The organism is Sediminibacterium sp., from assembly GCF_051860225.1.
Classification (GTDB): Bacteria; Bacteroidota; Bacteroidia; order Chitinophagales; family Chitinophagaceae; genus Sediminibacterium.
Genome location: NZ_JBHYEI010000001.1, coordinates 822,058 through 837,546 on the forward strand (window position 1 = coordinate 822,058; position 15,489 = coordinate 837,546).

16 protein-coding genes are annotated in these 15,489 nt (G+C 32.0%); 13 read left to right on the top strand and 3 right to left on the bottom strand.

The window, feature by feature from the left end; translation table 11 throughout:
- Positions 1–3 precede the first annotated feature (3 nt).
- The 6 genes from brxL to ACTIEI_RS03440 all read left to right on the top strand — a co-directional run bounded on the left by brxL (position 4) and on the right by ACTIEI_RS03440 (position 7,375).
- Positions 4–2,052 carry a BREX system Lon protease-like protein BrxL gene (brxL, locus tag ACTIEI_RS03415; protein ID WP_439504876.1) on the top strand — a complete coding sequence of 683 codons (2,049 nt, stop codon included), beginning with the start codon at positions 4–6 and terminating at the stop codon, positions 2,050–2,052.
- Positions 2,053–2,101: 49 nt separating this feature from the next.
- Positions 2,102–2,674, top strand: a complete 573-nt coding sequence (locus ACTIEI_RS03420) for a hypothetical protein (RefSeq protein ID WP_439504877.1) — start codon at positions 2,102–2,104, stop codon at positions 2,672–2,674.
- The gene (locus ACTIEI_RS03425; protein ID WP_439504878.1) at positions 2,671–3,315 is read left to right on the top strand and encodes a hypothetical protein; all 645 of its coding nucleotides are present in this window, start codon (positions 2,671–2,673) and stop codon (positions 3,313–3,315) included. The genes ACTIEI_RS03420 and ACTIEI_RS03425 overlap by 4 nt, the downstream gene beginning before the upstream one ends.
- A gap of 112 nt (positions 3,316–3,427) precedes the next feature.
- A complete protein-coding gene (locus ACTIEI_RS03430) occupies positions 3,428–3,709 on the top strand; it encodes a DUF2493 domain-containing protein (RefSeq protein WP_439504879.1) in 282 nt (93 codons plus the stop codon).
- A 24-nt stretch (positions 3,710–3,733) separates the two neighbouring features.
- Positions 3,734–7,099 (top strand): TM0106 family RecB-like putative nuclease, encoded by a 3,366-nt coding sequence (locus ACTIEI_RS03435; RefSeq protein WP_439504880.1) that lies wholly within the window; start codon positions 3,734–3,736, stop codon positions 7,097–7,099.
- 24 nt (positions 7,100–7,123) lie between these two features.
- A complete protein-coding gene (locus ACTIEI_RS03440; protein ID WP_439504881.1) occupies positions 7,124–7,375 on the top strand; it encodes a hypothetical protein in 252 nt (83 codons plus the stop codon).
- Between the two features lie 14 nt (positions 7,376–7,389).
- Here the strand turns inward: ACTIEI_RS03440 and ACTIEI_RS03445 are convergent, their stop codons facing one another.
- Complete coding sequence (locus ACTIEI_RS03445; RefSeq protein WP_439504882.1) at positions 7,390–8,514, bottom strand: WG repeat-containing protein; 1,125 nt, start codon at positions 8,512–8,514, stop codon at positions 7,390–7,392.
- A 3-nt stretch (positions 8,515–8,517) separates the two neighbouring features.
- Positions 8,518–9,711: a hypothetical protein gene (locus ACTIEI_RS03450; protein WP_439504883.1), complete on the bottom strand. Its 1,194-nt coding sequence runs from the start codon at positions 9,709–9,711 to the stop codon at positions 8,518–8,520.
- A gap of 212 nt (positions 9,712–9,923) precedes the next feature.
- On the opposite strand from ACTIEI_RS03450, the gene ACTIEI_RS03455 reads away from it, so the two are divergent.
- The 6 genes from ACTIEI_RS03455 (at position 9,924) to ACTIEI_RS03480 (ending at position 12,796) form a co-directional block, all read left to right on the top strand.
- Positions 9,924–10,193: a hypothetical protein gene (locus ACTIEI_RS03455; protein WP_439504884.1), complete on the top strand. Its 270-nt coding sequence runs from the start codon at positions 9,924–9,926 to the stop codon at positions 10,191–10,193.
- Between the two features lie 260 nt (positions 10,194–10,453).
- Entirely contained in the window at positions 10,454–10,636 is a 183-nt protein-coding gene (locus ACTIEI_RS03460) for a hypothetical protein (RefSeq protein ID WP_439504885.1), read from the top strand.
- Between the two features lie 28 nt (positions 10,637–10,664).
- Positions 10,665–10,853, top strand: a complete 189-nt coding sequence (locus tag ACTIEI_RS03465; RefSeq protein WP_439504886.1) for a hypothetical protein — start codon at positions 10,665–10,667, stop codon at positions 10,851–10,853.
- 41 nt (positions 10,854–10,894) lie between these two features.
- The gene (locus ACTIEI_RS03470; RefSeq protein WP_439504887.1) at positions 10,895–11,332 is read left to right on the top strand and encodes a hypothetical protein; all 438 of its coding nucleotides are present in this window, start codon (positions 10,895–10,897) and stop codon (positions 11,330–11,332) included.
- 269 nt (positions 11,333–11,601) lie between these two features.
- Positions 11,602–12,138 carry a hypothetical protein gene (locus ACTIEI_RS03475; RefSeq protein ID WP_439504888.1) on the top strand — a complete coding sequence of 179 codons (537 nt, stop codon included), beginning with the start codon at positions 11,602–11,604 and terminating at the stop codon, positions 12,136–12,138.
- A gap of 10 nt (positions 12,139–12,148) precedes the next feature.
- Positions 12,149–12,796 (top strand): hypothetical protein, encoded by a 648-nt coding sequence (locus ACTIEI_RS03480; RefSeq protein WP_439504889.1) that lies wholly within the window; start codon positions 12,149–12,151, stop codon positions 12,794–12,796.
- 292 nt (positions 12,797–13,088) lie between these two features.
- Here the strand turns inward: ACTIEI_RS03480 and ACTIEI_RS03485 are convergent, their stop codons facing one another.
- The gene (locus tag ACTIEI_RS03485) at positions 13,089–14,567 is read right to left on the bottom strand and encodes a sigma 54-interacting transcriptional regulator (RefSeq protein ID WP_439504890.1); all 1,479 of its coding nucleotides are present in this window, start codon (positions 14,565–14,567) and stop codon (positions 13,089–13,091) included.
- Between the two features lie 144 nt (positions 14,568–14,711).
- Here ACTIEI_RS03485 and ACTIEI_RS03490 point away from each other — a divergent pair, with 144 nt between their 5' ends.
- Positions 14,712–15,485: a hypothetical protein gene (locus ACTIEI_RS03490; protein ID WP_439504891.1), complete on the top strand. Its 774-nt coding sequence runs from the start codon at positions 14,712–14,714 to the stop codon at positions 15,483–15,485.
- The last annotated feature ends 4 nt before the right edge of the window (positions 15,486–15,489 follow it).

Here is a 15,489-nt window from a genome sequence, read left to right on the forward strand (position 1 = left end):
ATTATGGAATTAGACAAAATAGACCAGTTAGCAGCAAAAGCCTTTGAGGGCTATATAGTTCGTAAAGACTTATTAGAGCAATTTCGTAAAACGTATCCAGTACCTACTTATGTAATTGAGTTTTTACTAGGTCGTTATTGTGCCACTACCGATGAAGTTGAAATTCAAGAAGGGTTGGAAATTGTTAAAAGACAATTGCAGGATCGAACTGTAAGAACTGGTGAAGAAGAATATTTTAAGTCAAAGGCCAGAGAAAAAGGGGCTGTTAAACTAATTGATATAATTACAGCTAAGCTTGATACTAATACAGATTCTTATATTGCAAATCTGCCTAGTTTGCTTTTGAATAAAGTACGTATTTCTGAAGAAATTGTAAAAGCAAATGATCGAATGTTAACCGGTGGCTTTTATGCTGAAATTGAGTTAGAATACGATGCTGTAATTGCACAAGAAAATAACGGTAGACCTTTTGGGGTTAAAAATATTCGACCAATCCAATTATCGCAAAGAAATGTCTTAGATACTTTGTATAAAGGCCGTGAGCATTTTACATTAGATGAATGGAAAGACTTATTAATAAGAAGTGTTGGTATGGAGGCTTCTAGTTTATCTGAAAAGGCTAAGAATTTACTTTTTGTTAGAATGATACCTTTTGTAGAAAGGAATTATAATTTAATAGAGCTTGGTCCTAGGGGTACTGGTAAATCACATTTATACCAACAAATATCTCCTTACTCTCATTTGGTTTCTGGTGGAAAGGCAACAGTAGCAAAAATGTTTGTAAATAATGGTCCATCTGCTGAACGTGGTTTAGTTTGTAAATACGATGTGGTCTGTTTTGATGAAGTCTCTGGAGTTTCCTTTGATCAGAAAGACGGAGTTAACATTATGAAAGGCTATATGGAGAGCGGTGAGTTTAGTAGAGGTAAGGAACCGATTCGCGCAGATGGTGGAATTGTTATGGTAGGAAATTTTGATGTTGATGTTGAGCATCAACAACGAATTAGTCATTTGTTTGGTCCAATGCCAAAAGAAATGAGAGATGACACCGCTTTTATGGATCGTATTCACGCTTTTGCTCCTGGTTGGGATTTCCCCAAATTGAATAAATCTTATTTCACATCACATTTTGGGTTAGTTAGTGATTTTCTTGCAGAATGTTGGACGAGATTGAGAGATACTAGTCGAATCTCTTCTGTATTACCTCGTATCGATTACGGAGGTGCTTTAAGCGGTAGAGATACAACAGCTGTCAATAAAACATTAAATGGTTTGTTGAAATTAATGCAGCCTAATCCAGATGTACCTATTTCTGATGAATTGTTAGAGTGGGCAATTAAAATTTCTTTAGAATACCGTAGGAGAGTTAAAGAGCAACAAAAGCGTATTGGTTCTGCTGAATTCCGTAATACCCATTTTAGTTATCGTATTGGTGAAAACGGGGTTGAAACATTTGTAACTACCCCTGAAATTCATAGTGAGAATACAATAAGTGAAGATCCATTACCACCTGGACAAATTTGGGCACTTAATGCAGGTGGGTTAGAAGAATCTACTGGATTGTATAAAATAGAAATCAATTCATCTCCTGGTTCTGGGGTAAAAATATTAAATAAACCAGCTCCTCCTCAATTCCAAGAAAGTGTTCGGTATGCAGAGCAAAATCTATACAGTAAATGCAAGGAGTTGGTTGGTGATAGAGATGCGCGTTTAAATGAATTTTCTATCCAATTAAGGGCTTTTGATTCTTCTAAAAGCGGAAATGGAATGGGTGTTGCTGTATTAATGGGAATGTGTAGTGCTCTGTTAGAGAAAAATACGAAAGGCGGACTAGTATTAGTAGGACAATTAAATCTGGGTGGTTCACTAGATACTGTTTTTAATGCAGTAAATCTTGCAGAAATTGCAGTTGAAAAAGGAGCAACTACGCTTTTAATTCCTTTGAATGCAAGAAAACAGTTGAACGATTTATCCGATGATATGATTACCAAAATCAATATTCAGTATTATACTGATTTGAAAGACTGTTTAATTAAAACCCTTTTGGATTAGATAATTGATATGAGAAAGTCTCATAAAGGGTAATCTTAATAATGGAGTTATGAATAAAAAAACTAGTAGGAAAAAATATAAAGAATATAGCATTTCTAAAGTTTTAAACTTTTTCAATAAATCTAATGATATAAATAAGGCGTTTAAATTATACTATCATGAGATGCATTTTATTAGCCCACATCATATAGTAAGTTACTTGCCGAATAATTCTGACAAACTTTTTTCAGCTAAAGAGATTTTAACTTCAATTAAAACATTCTGCGATAATAAGTTTGTAAGAAAAGAAAATAATAAAACTAAATTTCAGGAATATTTTAAATCAATTGATTACAATGAAATTGATAAAAAATTAAACCCATTATCATATGAATTTATAGAAGGTTCTTTCAGCTCATCTTTAAGTAAAGTTTTAAAGTCAGAAGACGATAAAATTGAAAAACAGTTTCAAAAACTTGAATCTAAATTTCATTTTTTTAATAGGAAGTCTTTAAACAGAGGTGCATTCATTAGATTTTGTAAAGAACAAAATCTTAAAAATGATTCATTTGATGCTAAATTGATTTTTAAGTTAATAGAACAATTTTTATCTTCTTCAAAATCAAATGAAACTTTAAGATGAATCCTTCAGAACTCAAACTAAAATTTAAACAACGCAAACTATACTTTGCTGAGAATAATGCTATTCGTATCCATCGAGCAATAAGTTGGTTGGAAAGTGCCTATGATGTTAAAGAAAATGAAGATTTAGCATTCATTAGTTTATGGATTTCATTCAATGCATGTTATGCAGTTCAAATGCCAAAAGATGAAATACTATCTGAAAAAGAAAACTTTCGCGTGTTTTTGAAGAAATTAGTTAAGCTTGATACTGAAAAAAGATTTTACAACTTACTATGGAATCAATTTTCTGGCCCGGTTCGGTTGCTAATCAATAATCAATATGTATTTAAACCATTTTGGGATTTTCAACGTGGTGAAATTAAAGATTGGAAAAAGCAATTTGATCAATCTGTAGAGGAGTCCATGAAATATTTATCTACTCAAAAAGTGGTTGATTTATTAGAAGTAGTGTTAGATAGACTTTATACACTTCGTAATCAATTGGTTCACGGCGGAGCTACCTATAAGAGTGAGGTCAATCGTTCTCAAGTAATGGATGGGAAAAATATTTTATCAATGTTAGTTCCTCTGATTATTGAAATCATGATGGACAATGAAAATGAAAATTGGGGTGATATATACTATCCAGTGATCAATTAGAATTAAATAATGCATATTAGCGTTTTAAATTCATGTTTGTAAATAGGTGGCAATCTTAATAAATAAGTTTAGGTCTTCAAATATTATATTACTTAACTTGAAGTCACTAAAGATGAAGGTCGCTATTGTTGGCAGTAGAAGCTTTGATAATTATGAGCTTTTAAAACATACTATTGAAAAATTGCATTTCTCAATTACTCAAATCATATCTGGTGGAGCTAAAGGTGCTGATTCACTTGCTGAGCAATGTGCTGAGGAATTTAATATTCCTATTATTATCCATAAGCCAGATTGGGCAATATACGGTAAAGCTGCAGGGATAGTGCGAAATAAGAAAATAATTGATTACTGTGTAAAGGCTGGTAAACCACTCCATGTTGTTGATATTAGTTAATAGCGTCAGTATAAAAAATTAAAAATGGAAAAAGAAAACAACAATATTATTTTCTCTCCTTCAGATTTAGCAAATCATTTGAGCTGTAAGCATCTTACTAATTTAAATAAGAAAGCTGCATTGGGTTTGATCAAAAAGCCAACCTTTAAGAATAGAGTATTAGATATGCTAAGAGATAGAGGTATAGCATTCGAAGCTGAGTTCTTAAAAAAATTGCGTGAAGAAGGAAAAACAATTATTGAAATTACCCAAACCCAAACGGATGCTGCTCAAGCAACAATTGACGCAATGCATCAGGGAGTTGATGTGATTTATCAAGCAAGGTTGGTTGAAAATGGCGTATGGAGTGGCTGGTCAGATTTTATTCTAAAAGTTGATACGCCAAGTAATTTGGGAAATTGGTCTTATGAAGTGATGGATACAAAACTGGCTTTAGAAACTAGGGCAGGAACTATTTTGCAAATAGCGTTGTATTCAGAAAAAATTGGTTCAATACAAGGTAGAATGCCAGAGAATATGTGGGTTGAAAATCCAGATGGAAGAACTGGATATCGAGTAGATGATTACATCTCGTTTGTGCGTCTAGCCAAGAGGAAACTATTAGATGCTATTGTTAATAATAATCAAACCTATCCTGAACCAGTTACACACTGTGATATATGTAGCTGGTGGGAAGAATGTAATAAGCAGCGACGAAAAGACGATCATTTGGGTTTTGTTGCCGGTATGGGAACCGCGCAAATTAAAGAAATGAAGACTCATGGTGTTAAAACATTAGAGTCATTTGCGCAATGGCAAATGCCTGATCAATTCAAACCATTAAGAGGGGCTGCTGATACGTATCAAAAATTAAAAGAACAGGCTCGAGTACAATATACAGGTAGAATTAAATCTGAAAATGTTTACGAGACATTAGAAGTTGAACCTGAAAAAGGGTTTAATAAACTTCCAGAGCCAAGTAAGTATGATATTTATTTGGATTTAGAAGGTGATCCAATGGTTGATCCTGGTGGATTAGAGTATTTGTTCGGCTGGTATTGCGAAGGAAAATATACATCAATTTGGGTAAGTAATGAATCTGACGAGAAAGCTGCATTTGAGACCTTTGTAAAATTTGCAATTCAAAAGTTATCTGTTGATCCCACAGCTCATATTTACCATTATGCACCTTATGAGACTACGGCATTTAAACGAATAATGAGTAAATATGCGACTTGCGAGAACGAAATTGATTCATTTTTACGTGCAGGTGTTTTTGTGGATTTATATGGTATTGTAAGACAGTCTATAAGGGCGAGTGTAGAAAAATATTCTATTAAAGATTTAGAGAAGTTTTTTGGATATGTGAGAGCAATGGATTTACGTCAATTGTCTAAATATAAAGCAGAGTATGAGTTTCTGTTGGAGATTGGTAAATTAGATGAGGCTATCCAAGAAATGAAAGATGCAATTGAGTTATACAATCAGGATGATTGTATAAGTACGCATCGCTTGCATATGTGGCTTGAAGGTTTACGAGAGGAATTAATTCGAAATGGAGTCGTGTTGAAAAGACCCTTAATCGCAGATGGAGCCACTCCAGAGGAATTAAATTTACATCTACAAAGAATTCAGCCCATTTATGATGTGTTAATGGAAGGAGTCTCTCAGAATAGTGGTGAAAGAGTAACTCCTGTCGATAGAGCCAAATATATCTTGGCTCATATGCTGAATTGGTATCGTAGAGAAAAGAAATCATTTTGGTGGGAATATTTTAGGTTATTAGAAATGCCAGCCGATGAATTAATAGAAGAAAAGGGTGCTTTAAGTTATTTGCAGTTTACAGGAGAAATAGAAACTATTAAACGAAGTGTAATAGAAACATACACTTTTCCTTATCAGGATACTGATATAAAGAAAAAAGATAAGGTTAAAAATCAGGACGGAAATAGTACCGGAACAATAGAGAGCATCGATTTAATCAAGCGAGAGGTTAGAATTAAAAAAGGATCTGCAAACGCTGGTAATCATCCAATTTCTATTTTCCCTTTTGAAGATTTTCCAACAACCGATAAGGAAAATGCTATTATTCAAATGGCTGAATGGATTGTTGAAAATGGTTTTGATAGCCAATTGCCGGCTTATAGAGCAGGAAGGGACTTACTATTAAGAAATGAACCAAGAACGATTGCTGATGTAATTCAAACTGAAGATACTGTAGACATGTCCCTTGATTGGGCATTAAAATTAGACAACTCTATTCTTTCTATACAAGGACCTCCAGGTACAGGGAAAAGCTATACTGCCAGTAAAATGATTATTGGCTTAGTAAGAGCCAATAAGAAAGTGGGAATTACGGCGTTATCACACAAGGTAATCACAGGCTTATTAGAAAAAGTTCAAAAAGAAGCCAATGAACTTGGGATGCAAATTAATATGGTACAAAAAGTATCTAGTGATAATAATGAACAATATCAATGGACCACTACTTCTGATAATGCAGCAATGATTGCAAATATGCCTGATGCGAATGTAATAGCTGGAACAAGTTTTATGTGGAGTGCTCCTAATTATACAAATACAGTTGACTATTTGTTTGTTGATGAAGCAGGCCAATTGGCTTTAATAGACACTCTTGCTATTTCTCAATCAACTAAAAATATCATACTCTTAGGAGATCCTCAGCAATTGCAGCAACCTCAACAAGGTGTGCATCCTGAAGGTTCCGAAGTATCAGCTTTGGAACATATTATTAATGGTAATCAAACTATTTCGAATAGCCAAGGTGTATTTTTGAAAATGACTTATCGAATGCATCCCTCAATTTGTGCATTTGATTCTGAATTGTTTTATGAAAGTAAACTCAATGCTGTTCCTGAATTAGAAAATCAGTCAATTCTTGGAAACTCAAAATTTGCTGGTACGGGATTGTATTATTTAAATGTTTCTCATAATGGAAATACTAACTCGTCCGATGAAGAAGTAGAGGTAATTGCTAAAATAGTAGCTGATTTAACCAAAGGTGATGTTATTTGGAATAATGCTAAAAACAAGCAATCTATAATTACAAAAGACGATATCAAAATAATTACTCCTTATAATGCACAGGTTCAAAAATTAATGGAGAAAGTTAATGGAGTCTCTATTGGAACAGTGGATAAATTTCAGGGACAAGAAGCTCCTGTGATTATTTATTCGGTTGCAACATCAAGCCCCGAAGATGCCCCTAAGGGTATGGACTTTTTATATTCTCCTAATCGATTTAATGTAGCTGTATCAAGGGCAAGAGGTATATTTATTATGGTAGCTAATCCAGCTATTTTTGAGCCAGAGTGTAAAAGTCCTGCACAAATTAAATTGGCTAACCCGTTTTGTCGTTTTGTTGAATTAGCTCAACAAGTAAGCATATAATATTGGCAGAAAGTATATCTAGATATGAATAGTAAAGATCATTCCATATTAACTCTTGAAATGGCAGAGTTTTATACTAAGTATCGCGAGATAATTTCCATTTTCAATGATTTTTATGTAGTAACGGATATAGAATTTGATGCGCTGAAATATTTAGTTGAAAGCAAGAGTCATATTGCTTTGCCAAATGTTAAGACCTTGTCTAAGGAGAAATTGGAGTATTTGAAAAACCATGAATATTATTTTTTACATGGTATTGATGAACTCAAAAAGTGATCAAAATGACACAGTCATTTTGATACAATCGCAAACCCTTCTTTAAATGGCAGAGCATCTTTGAATATTGGCGGAATTACTACTTCGGCATTTTGATTAATATAACCAGCCCCTTCATTCGAAAAGACAGGGGCTAATCCTTCATTAAAATGCCATGCATGTTGATATTTAAATGGAACTCGTGTTTTTCCGTTGGTATCTATGAAGCCAATTGATGCAACGTTGATCTGCGTATTGCTTTTTCTTTCTATCAATAAGCCTTCATCATTTATCGTACCTATTTCAGTATTTAATGAAACATAAGCGAGTCCATCTTTAAAGAAATATTCAAAGCAATCTCCTAAGAGACCAGACCTAAATACAAAAGGTGTGCGTGTGTTACCATTTAGATCAATCACTCCTATACTATTATTTTTTCTTACAAAGCACAAGTCTTCTTTAAAACCAGTTCCAATATTATCAAAAGTTGGTGAAATAACCGCTTCTCCATTCGTATTGATAAATCCCCATTTTCTTTTTATCCGAACACCAGCCAAGCCATTTTGGAAAGATTCTACAGATTGATATTGAGGTTCAATTACCCATTCACCTTTTGTGTTAATGAAGCCAAACTTATTTTTCACTCGAACTTTTGCTAAATCATTTTCAAAATGGTCTATTTGATCATACTTATTACGTATACTTATAAATCCACTGGCATTTATCATTCCCCATTTACCCTGGTACTTTACTACTGCACAACCATCTTTAAAATCTGAGCAATATGAAAATCCAATATCACAAATATTTTCTCCTTGTTTATTGATGAAATACCATTTGTGGTTTTTCAAAACTGCTGCTATTTCTTGATTAAAAGGATGTGCATCATCGTATATAAATGATAAAACCACATCACCCTTTTGATTGATATAACCATATTTATTTGAGCCTAATTTTTTAACTGCTGCTAAGCCATTCGAAAATCCAGCTGCAAAACTATACATAGGTGAAATAGCATAAATACCCATTTGATTAATGAATCCATAATTTTCGGTATCACTTGTTCTTATAACAGCTAGACCTTCTTTAAAATCTTCAATATGTAATAATGGCACTTTGTTAATTATCTCTCCTTGTTGATTGATGAAAAAATAGGCCATGTTTTACTTATTCTTTTGATTATTTGGGCTTCCTAAATCAAGATTAAATTGTGTATGGTAGACTTTTATTTTGTTTGAAATATGCTTTTCGATTTCCTTCATAGCTTTTGCCCCCATATCTAACTTGATATGCTGGCTATTAGTGAAAATGAAATCTGTTAATTTTTCAAGCCTGATTACTTTAATCTTAAGTGTAAAAGGGAAGTCAATGTTACATGCTTCTTTATTGGCCTTAATGTAACTTGTAAATAAGGTTGATTGATTTAATAGTTTAGCCTTTGCTACATGATTTAAATGTATGATGATATCATAGTGTTTTGAATCACCAACAGTAATATCCCCAAATACATCTATGAAGTAATCAGTTTTATCAGAACCGTCATGTTTTATTCTTCGCATATCTATAATATTACATGGCTCTCGAAGCTCTTGACTATTCACTATTTTTGCATGATAGATACTATTGATATAAATAGGGCATATATCTAGCTTGTCTAAATCTCTAGGGTCAATTGTGGGGTCTACAATATATGCATACAGAATTCCTTTCTCTGAATCAAAATAAACAGGTGATAGCATTTTTCTATCTGATATAACTACTTCCTTTTTGGTATATATACCAGACTTTTCCATTTTAATTCTTTCATAACATGCACCTTTTGCCTGCATCATCTTCTTTTTGGTAAAACATCTATTTATTACAGAAACAGTATCATGATAGCTCCAATATTCGGTAGCAGTAATTGAATTCTTTCTTTTTTGGATAACCTCATGTAGAGGCTTATATAAATACTGCGCCAACAAACTGATTAACTTAGTTTTGAGCTTTTCTTTCTCTTCACTTGAAAGGTGATCTATATTCACTATGTTACAAAGCTCATCAAATGATAAAGAGGGAAAAGAAGGAATAGTTGTATTGACTACTCTACAAAACCCTGTTGTAGAATCGTGTTGAATTACCTTTTGATATTTATCTGAAAACAGATCCCACCAATCTATATTTTCCTCATTTAAAGGATTTGCTTTTGATATTTTATTTAAATCTTCTTTATAGTGATGTAAATATTCAAGACAGGCTTGCGGGTTTACACCTAATAAACTAGCAACATGCTTAATCTGTGTATCATTCAACTTATTGATGATTGCCACAAATATTTCTTTACGAATTTCAAACTTTTCTTTCTTTAGGTTTTCCATGTAATTGATTGTAGCTCGAATGTACTACAAGGACTTATTATTTGCCTTTTTACATCGTTTAGAAACTAAATCTGTATTTTAATATATTGATTATCAATTTTATGTAAAATAAAATAATATAACAAAAGTAAGTTGGATTTGCTTAACCCTATTATTGCATCAGAACGAAATCAAATACATATCCAATTGTTGAACTATAAAATATCATCAACATGTTTAATGAAAATGATGCAGTACTAGAATATGAAACTAGTGTATTTCATAAAGAAACTTTCGAAGAAGTATATGCAAATATTGAAACTGGCGAGTTTGATTATTTACAGACCTATGATCCTGAATGGGGCTTATTTGTAGTATATGAAAGCTTGATCTATTTCCTTGTTCATGAAGAGTATGCAAAATGTGCGTTGTTGAGAAAGCATCTAAATGCGTTTTTAAAAACTAGGCCAAATATCCCATTTGTTGTTAGATCTCATTTTTGATTTGAACAAAAAGATTATAAAGAGCTGTTTTATCATTCTCAGCACATTTATATTCTCTTTATGTAATGCCCAGTCCATTAATGTAAAAGGTAGAGTACCTACGTTTTTAGTTACTGCTACAGTTCAAGAATTAGAAGAGACTTTTTTGGCACCAATCTTTTTTAGATTTTCCTCTACTAGGCAGGAAGGTGTTATTGTAGCTTATGAAAACGTTAGTGGGATAAAAATTGGCACATTGAATCAAATTATTATTCAAGTCAATGACGCATAAACTAAAATTATTGAATACCATATACGAAAAGCCCGAAATTGAATTTTTTGAATGGGCTGATTATATGGAGTGTACTGAGATATATCCCTGTGGTTTAGTTGCTGTTTTTAATAATAACATGCTATGTGAAGTCTGGATTGATTTTAAAAATGTTTCTGATAAAACCGAATAATTAATATTTGATCTGAAAAAATTTAAAAATGAAAAAAGATAAATTTTCCGTGCATGACATTAATAACAGACCAATTAATACTGGTATTCCTTGGATAATTGGGGTGTTGCACAATGTTTTTTTGTTGTTAACCTTTCCTATGCGTGTATTCTTTTTCTTTTTAAATCCTTTTCCTACAAAAGAAGGAACCCCACGACAGATTAAAATCAGAAAGTAGCTTTTATCGTCAGATAATAAATACAATTAAAACGTACAAACATGAAGTTAAAAACAGCACTTAAAAAGAAAGGTCAATTAATCAAAGAGTCGAACCACTTTGATATGCAGTTGCAAAAGTACAATTGTGTGCCTGTTGAGAATGCTGAAAATCGCGCTTATGAGCCGAAAGAATCACTAGCAAAGTGGTTAGAAAAGGTAGACGAATTAGTTGACCTAAAGACTAAAATTTACAAAGCGAATATGCCTGTATTTGGTAAAATCTTGCGAATGGCTGAATTAAAAGGTGTAGTTAAAAGTCTTAGTCGCTTAGATTGCCATTCAGGTATTTTAACTGATGAATCTTACCTTAAGGCTAATACTTACGTTAGTGTAATTTCTGTAAAGGAAAGGGATGCTCTGATTCAGAAGTTTGAGGAGGAAATTGCTCAGTTGCAGGATGAGTTAGATGAATATAATTCAAAAGCAGAACTAGAATGATGAACTGAACTAGCGGAAGAAGAGGATCTGAAAAGACCCTAAATGATGCTGGACATTCTTTCCAGCATTAAGCAAACTATATAGGGATATTGATATCGGCATGTCAAAATTCAAAAGTCAACCAATCAAGCCTTATGTATCAAAACTTAACACTCAATACAGGTTTTTTCTCTTCTTCTGACTCCGCTTTAATTCTAATGATTATGTAAGATTAAATGATATTGAGAATAGTAACAATCTAAAAAAATAATAATTAAATTGTAATAACAATGGAATACTTGAGTTCAATAAAAGAAGTAGTACTAGTTGGATTAAATCCAACCGAACAGGCATTAAAGCATAATGCTGTTTTTTGTCAAACAAATGGCTTGTGGGAAATTATTAAGCATTCTAATTTAATGCCAAATGGGATTATTTATGATGAGATTCACTTATCAACTGAAGTGGATGGCAAATATAAATACTTTGCTAATAAAATTTTTGGCATCAACACTAATTTGGGTTTTCTGGATTTGGCGCCAGATGTCTATGAAAAGAAAAGCAAGGATGTCAAAGTTAGTCAACAACAAAGAGATGCTTTATGGCTCAAATTGTCAATGACCAATGTTAAGAAAATCGGGCTACTTGGAAAACGAGTAACGAGAGAGCTATATCCAAATCTTAAAAAATCGAAGTTTAGTTATGGTAAAATTGATGTGAAGAATCAAATAGGAAAAAATCAAGTTGAAGTATATTGTATACCCTTTCCAGAAACAGTTCCTATAAAAAAGGAAGATAAGATAACGCTTTATAATACAGTAAAATAAATCATAATTTATGAATGCTATTATACCGCACAAGTTTTTTCATGGAACTAATTCATTCTTTATCGATTATATTTCTAGATATGGCTTCGGGGGATATAATCTTGCTAAAGAATCAAAAGCTCTAGAACTACTCTCAGTTCTAAATGAAATTGCAATACTCGAAATTCCAGAAAAATATAAAACAGCAGGTGCTGGACTGTTTCAATCCGTGGTTAATCAAATGTTACTGCAAGGAGGTGGAGATTCAATGAATTGGCAGCATGGAGCAGTATACATTACACCTAGCCGGAATCGTGCTCTAAGATATGCAGTAAAAAACAAGTTAGGATCAGAAATATGTACTACTATATTTCAGGTGTATGATTTACTTATAAAAGAAGGTATTGACAAGGCTAAAGATGTTATAGCTCATTACTCAATCATAAATGAACTTTTTGAGAAGAATGGTGAGCCTATTGTAATTGAGATTTCTGATTTAACTCAAGATGACCTATTAAGTGAGGGTGGCGCTTCACCAAAAACAGCACTGTGCCTCCTGGATGAGATTTCCTTAAAAGATGAAATTGAATTTGGCGATCTTACTTTAGACGATATAGGTTTTAGACTAAATAAGGTAATACCTTTTGAAGACTTAAAAATTTATCAGGTAAGAAAATGAAATCCTCAGTTAAGCTTACATAAAACAATTTAGTGAAGAACCAATCTGGCCAATCATACTTATGAACAGCAGTCAATACCCTCTTTAAATACTATACCGCATTCGTCTAAGAAGGCAGGAAAAAAATTAATCCTTAGCATTGATAAACCCCTATTTAGTTTTTTGTTTAAATGCGGAAAGAGCGTTAATGAATAAATCAATAGAATTATATATTTGGTTTTTAGCCATTGTAATTGCCCCTAAAATTTAGACAGTTTCTTAGAATTTACATTTTAAACTTTTGTTACACCTTCTAGTGTTCTTTAAATACGCCCCATAGAATTAGTTTCTCCTTTAATTGAGTGCTATTCTTATATCCTAAAGCTTTTTTTGTTTCAGTTAAGTTGTAATTATATTTCTCGTAGACTTTAATGCAATGACTTTTCATTACATTCTCATATGATTCATTTAATACTATTTCTTCATCTGAAAATCTTTTTGGGAGTAAGCTTTTATCAATAATATTTTTGTCGTATACGAATAAACTGTTGAGCGTATTATATATTTCTCTAAAATTACCAGGGAATGAATATGAGTTCAAAGTCAGTATTGCATCAGAATCAAATTCAATTTTCTTACCCCATTTTTTCTCTAATATTTTTTGATAATAACTTATAATATCTTTTCTTTCTTTTGTATTTCGATCTCTATAGGGCATTAATTCAATCTCCATACTACAAAGACGATAATACAAATCGAATCTAAATTTCCCTTCTTTACATTTTTGATAAAGGTTATTATTTGTTGCTGAAATTATTCTTACTTGGATATCTTTTTTTATTTCATTAGAACCCATTTTCTTGATTTCCTTATTTTCTAAGGCACGCAATAAACTTTGTTGCATATATGGTGAAATATCTCCGATTTCGTCTAAAAAAAGCACACCTCTATTACACTCTTCAAATAATCCAATCCTATCCTTTTCAGCACCCGTAAAAGATCCTTTTAAATGTCCAAATAATTCAGAGTATAATAATTCATCTGGAAGTGAAGCACAATTTATAGCTCTATATTTTGTTTTATCTAATCCTGAATTATTTACTATGAATTCTGCCATTCTATCTTTACCGCAACCTGTTTCGCCTAGTATTAATACATTGATATCTAAAGCTTTTGCAACCACTTCTGCTTTTTTATATTCTTCAATTACTATTGAATCTTTATAAATATCATCAGGTAATTCTAATTTAAAATGATTTTCTCTTAATACATTATCAAGCCATTCATTCCTAACTGGTTTTAATTCTATTAATGAGGATATTTTTTTTGATTTAGTATACTCTGGTTTTTGGAGTAAATAGAGTGAAAATCTATTTTGCATTGATATACTCAAATTAGACCAAGCCATAGCAACTGCAGTTGGTCCAGTACCAGCAATTACAGAAAGCTGATTATCTGCATCAAAGCTATTAATTAGGCTTCTTAAGCTTGATTCTATTGCGGTATAGCTTTGTAAGTCAGATTTGTCAATATTACTATCTACTAGTTCAAATTTATGTTTCTTGAAAAAAGTGTTTAAATGATCTTTTAACTCATATTTTCTTCTTTCAAGTTGCTTCTTGATTTCGCCTTCTCTATCTGAAGTGTACAAAATGATGTGATTATCATACTTATATTCCTCGTAAATATCCTTATGAACCGAACAGGTAAAGCCTGAAGGGTTAATGCTGATATTATCTCCTTTTTCAACGAAGTCCTCATTGTAGCCTAGCCAGGTTATTAGTGTTTTCATGGATCTAAATTATATAATCTAACATAAAATTATATAATATAACAAATGCAATAAAAGTATAATTAATAAAACATTAATAATCAATATTGAACTTCAAATTATCCCGTTGGCACGTAAATGGAATATTTACTGGAAACAGATGATATGAAACAGTTCAATATAATTTCTGAAACAGTTGATTCTATAATTAATGAGTTATACAATGGCAGCAATCATTCTTTAGTTGCTAAAATTGATGAAGCATTATTTGATAATAATCCAGATATTCTATACGAAGTCAATCGAGTTTTATCGGTACCAGCTAATTTAAACTTTTTATGTAATAAGATTTTAAACGATCGTCAATTCTACAGCAATGTTTTAAAATCTTCTTACTATCACGAAAACGGCTTTGATAAAATTGTTTTATTGAGTGGTAAAAACTTCAAGCTAAGACTACATCATTTTGGTAATGGACTAAAGATCCCAATGGAAAATGTACATGACCATCGATGGATGTTTGCATCAACAATACTTTTTGGTGATTTGCAAATGGATATGTTTCACGCTAGTATTATTCAAGACTCTTTATGTGAAGCTGAAATATTAAACCACTTTGTTTATGATTCAAATAAAACTAGTGGTTCTTACGAAGTAACGTATAGAGGAAAAGCAGCTCTCAATTTACTAGAAACTAGAAAATATGAATTTGGTCAGTCATATATAATGTGGCCACATGAGTTACACCGGATCAAAAATTCAAATCAAGAGGAGTCAATTACGCTGATATTGACTGGTAATCCCATATCTGAAAAATGTAATCTTTATTCCACTAGGGAATTCCTAGAAGAAGAAAAGTCACCTAAATATTATAATGATAGCATTCTTCGAAAAAAGATTGTGAACATTTTAGAAAAAATATACCCACAAAAAAATTAATTAT

Bases quoted from the DNA above. Each gene is read 5' to 3' on its own strand.
- ACTIEI_RS03455 (WP_439504884.1), top strand. From the start codon at position 9,924: ATGTTTAATGAAAATGATGCAGTACTAGAATATGAAACTAGTGTATTT.
- ACTIEI_RS03445 (WP_439504882.1), bottom strand. From the start codon at position 8,514: ATGGCCTATTTTTTCATCAATCAACAAGGAGAGATAATTAACAAAGTG.
- ACTIEI_RS03470 (WP_439504887.1), top strand. From the start codon at position 10,895: ATGAAGTTAAAAACAGCACTTAAAAAGAAAGGTCAATTAATCAAAGAG.
- brxL (WP_439504876.1), top strand. From the start codon at position 4: ATGGAATTAGACAAAATAGACCAGTTAGCAGCAAAAGCCTTTGAGGGC.
- ACTIEI_RS03465 (WP_439504886.1), top strand. From the start codon at position 10,665: ATGAAAAAAGATAAATTTTCCGTGCATGACATTAATAACAGACCAATT.
- ACTIEI_RS03490 (WP_439504891.1), top strand. From the start codon at position 14,712: ATGAAACAGTTCAATATAATTTCTGAAACAGTTGATTCTATAATTAAT.
- ACTIEI_RS03485 (WP_439504890.1), bottom strand. From the start codon at position 14,567: ATGAAAACACTAATAACCTGGCTAGGCTACAATGAGGACTTCGTTGAA.
- ACTIEI_RS03450 (WP_439504883.1), bottom strand. From the start codon at position 9,711: ATGGAAAACCTAAAGAAAGAAAAGTTTGAAATTCGTAAAGAAATATTT.
- ACTIEI_RS03435 (WP_439504880.1), top strand. From the start codon at position 3,734: ATGGAAAAAGAAAACAACAATATTATTTTCTCTCCTTCAGATTTAGCA.
- ACTIEI_RS03425 (WP_439504878.1), top strand. From the start codon at position 2,671: ATGAATCCTTCAGAACTCAAACTAAAATTTAAACAACGCAAACTATAC.
- ACTIEI_RS03480 (WP_439504889.1), top strand. From the start codon at position 12,149: ATGAATGCTATTATACCGCACAAGTTTTTTCATGGAACTAATTCATTC.
- ACTIEI_RS03460 (WP_439504885.1), top strand. From the start codon at position 10,454: ATGACGCATAAACTAAAATTATTGAATACCATATACGAAAAGCCCGAA.
- ACTIEI_RS03430 (WP_439504879.1), top strand. From the start codon at position 3,428: ATGAAGGTCGCTATTGTTGGCAGTAGAAGCTTTGATAATTATGAGCTT.
- ACTIEI_RS03440 (WP_439504881.1), top strand. From the start codon at position 7,124: ATGAATAGTAAAGATCATTCCATATTAACTCTTGAAATGGCAGAGTTT.
- ACTIEI_RS03420 (WP_439504877.1), top strand. From the start codon at position 2,102: ATGAATAAAAAAACTAGTAGGAAAAAATATAAAGAATATAGCATTTCT.
- ACTIEI_RS03475 (WP_439504888.1), top strand. From the start codon at position 11,602: ATGGAATACTTGAGTTCAATAAAAGAAGTAGTACTAGTTGGATTAAAT.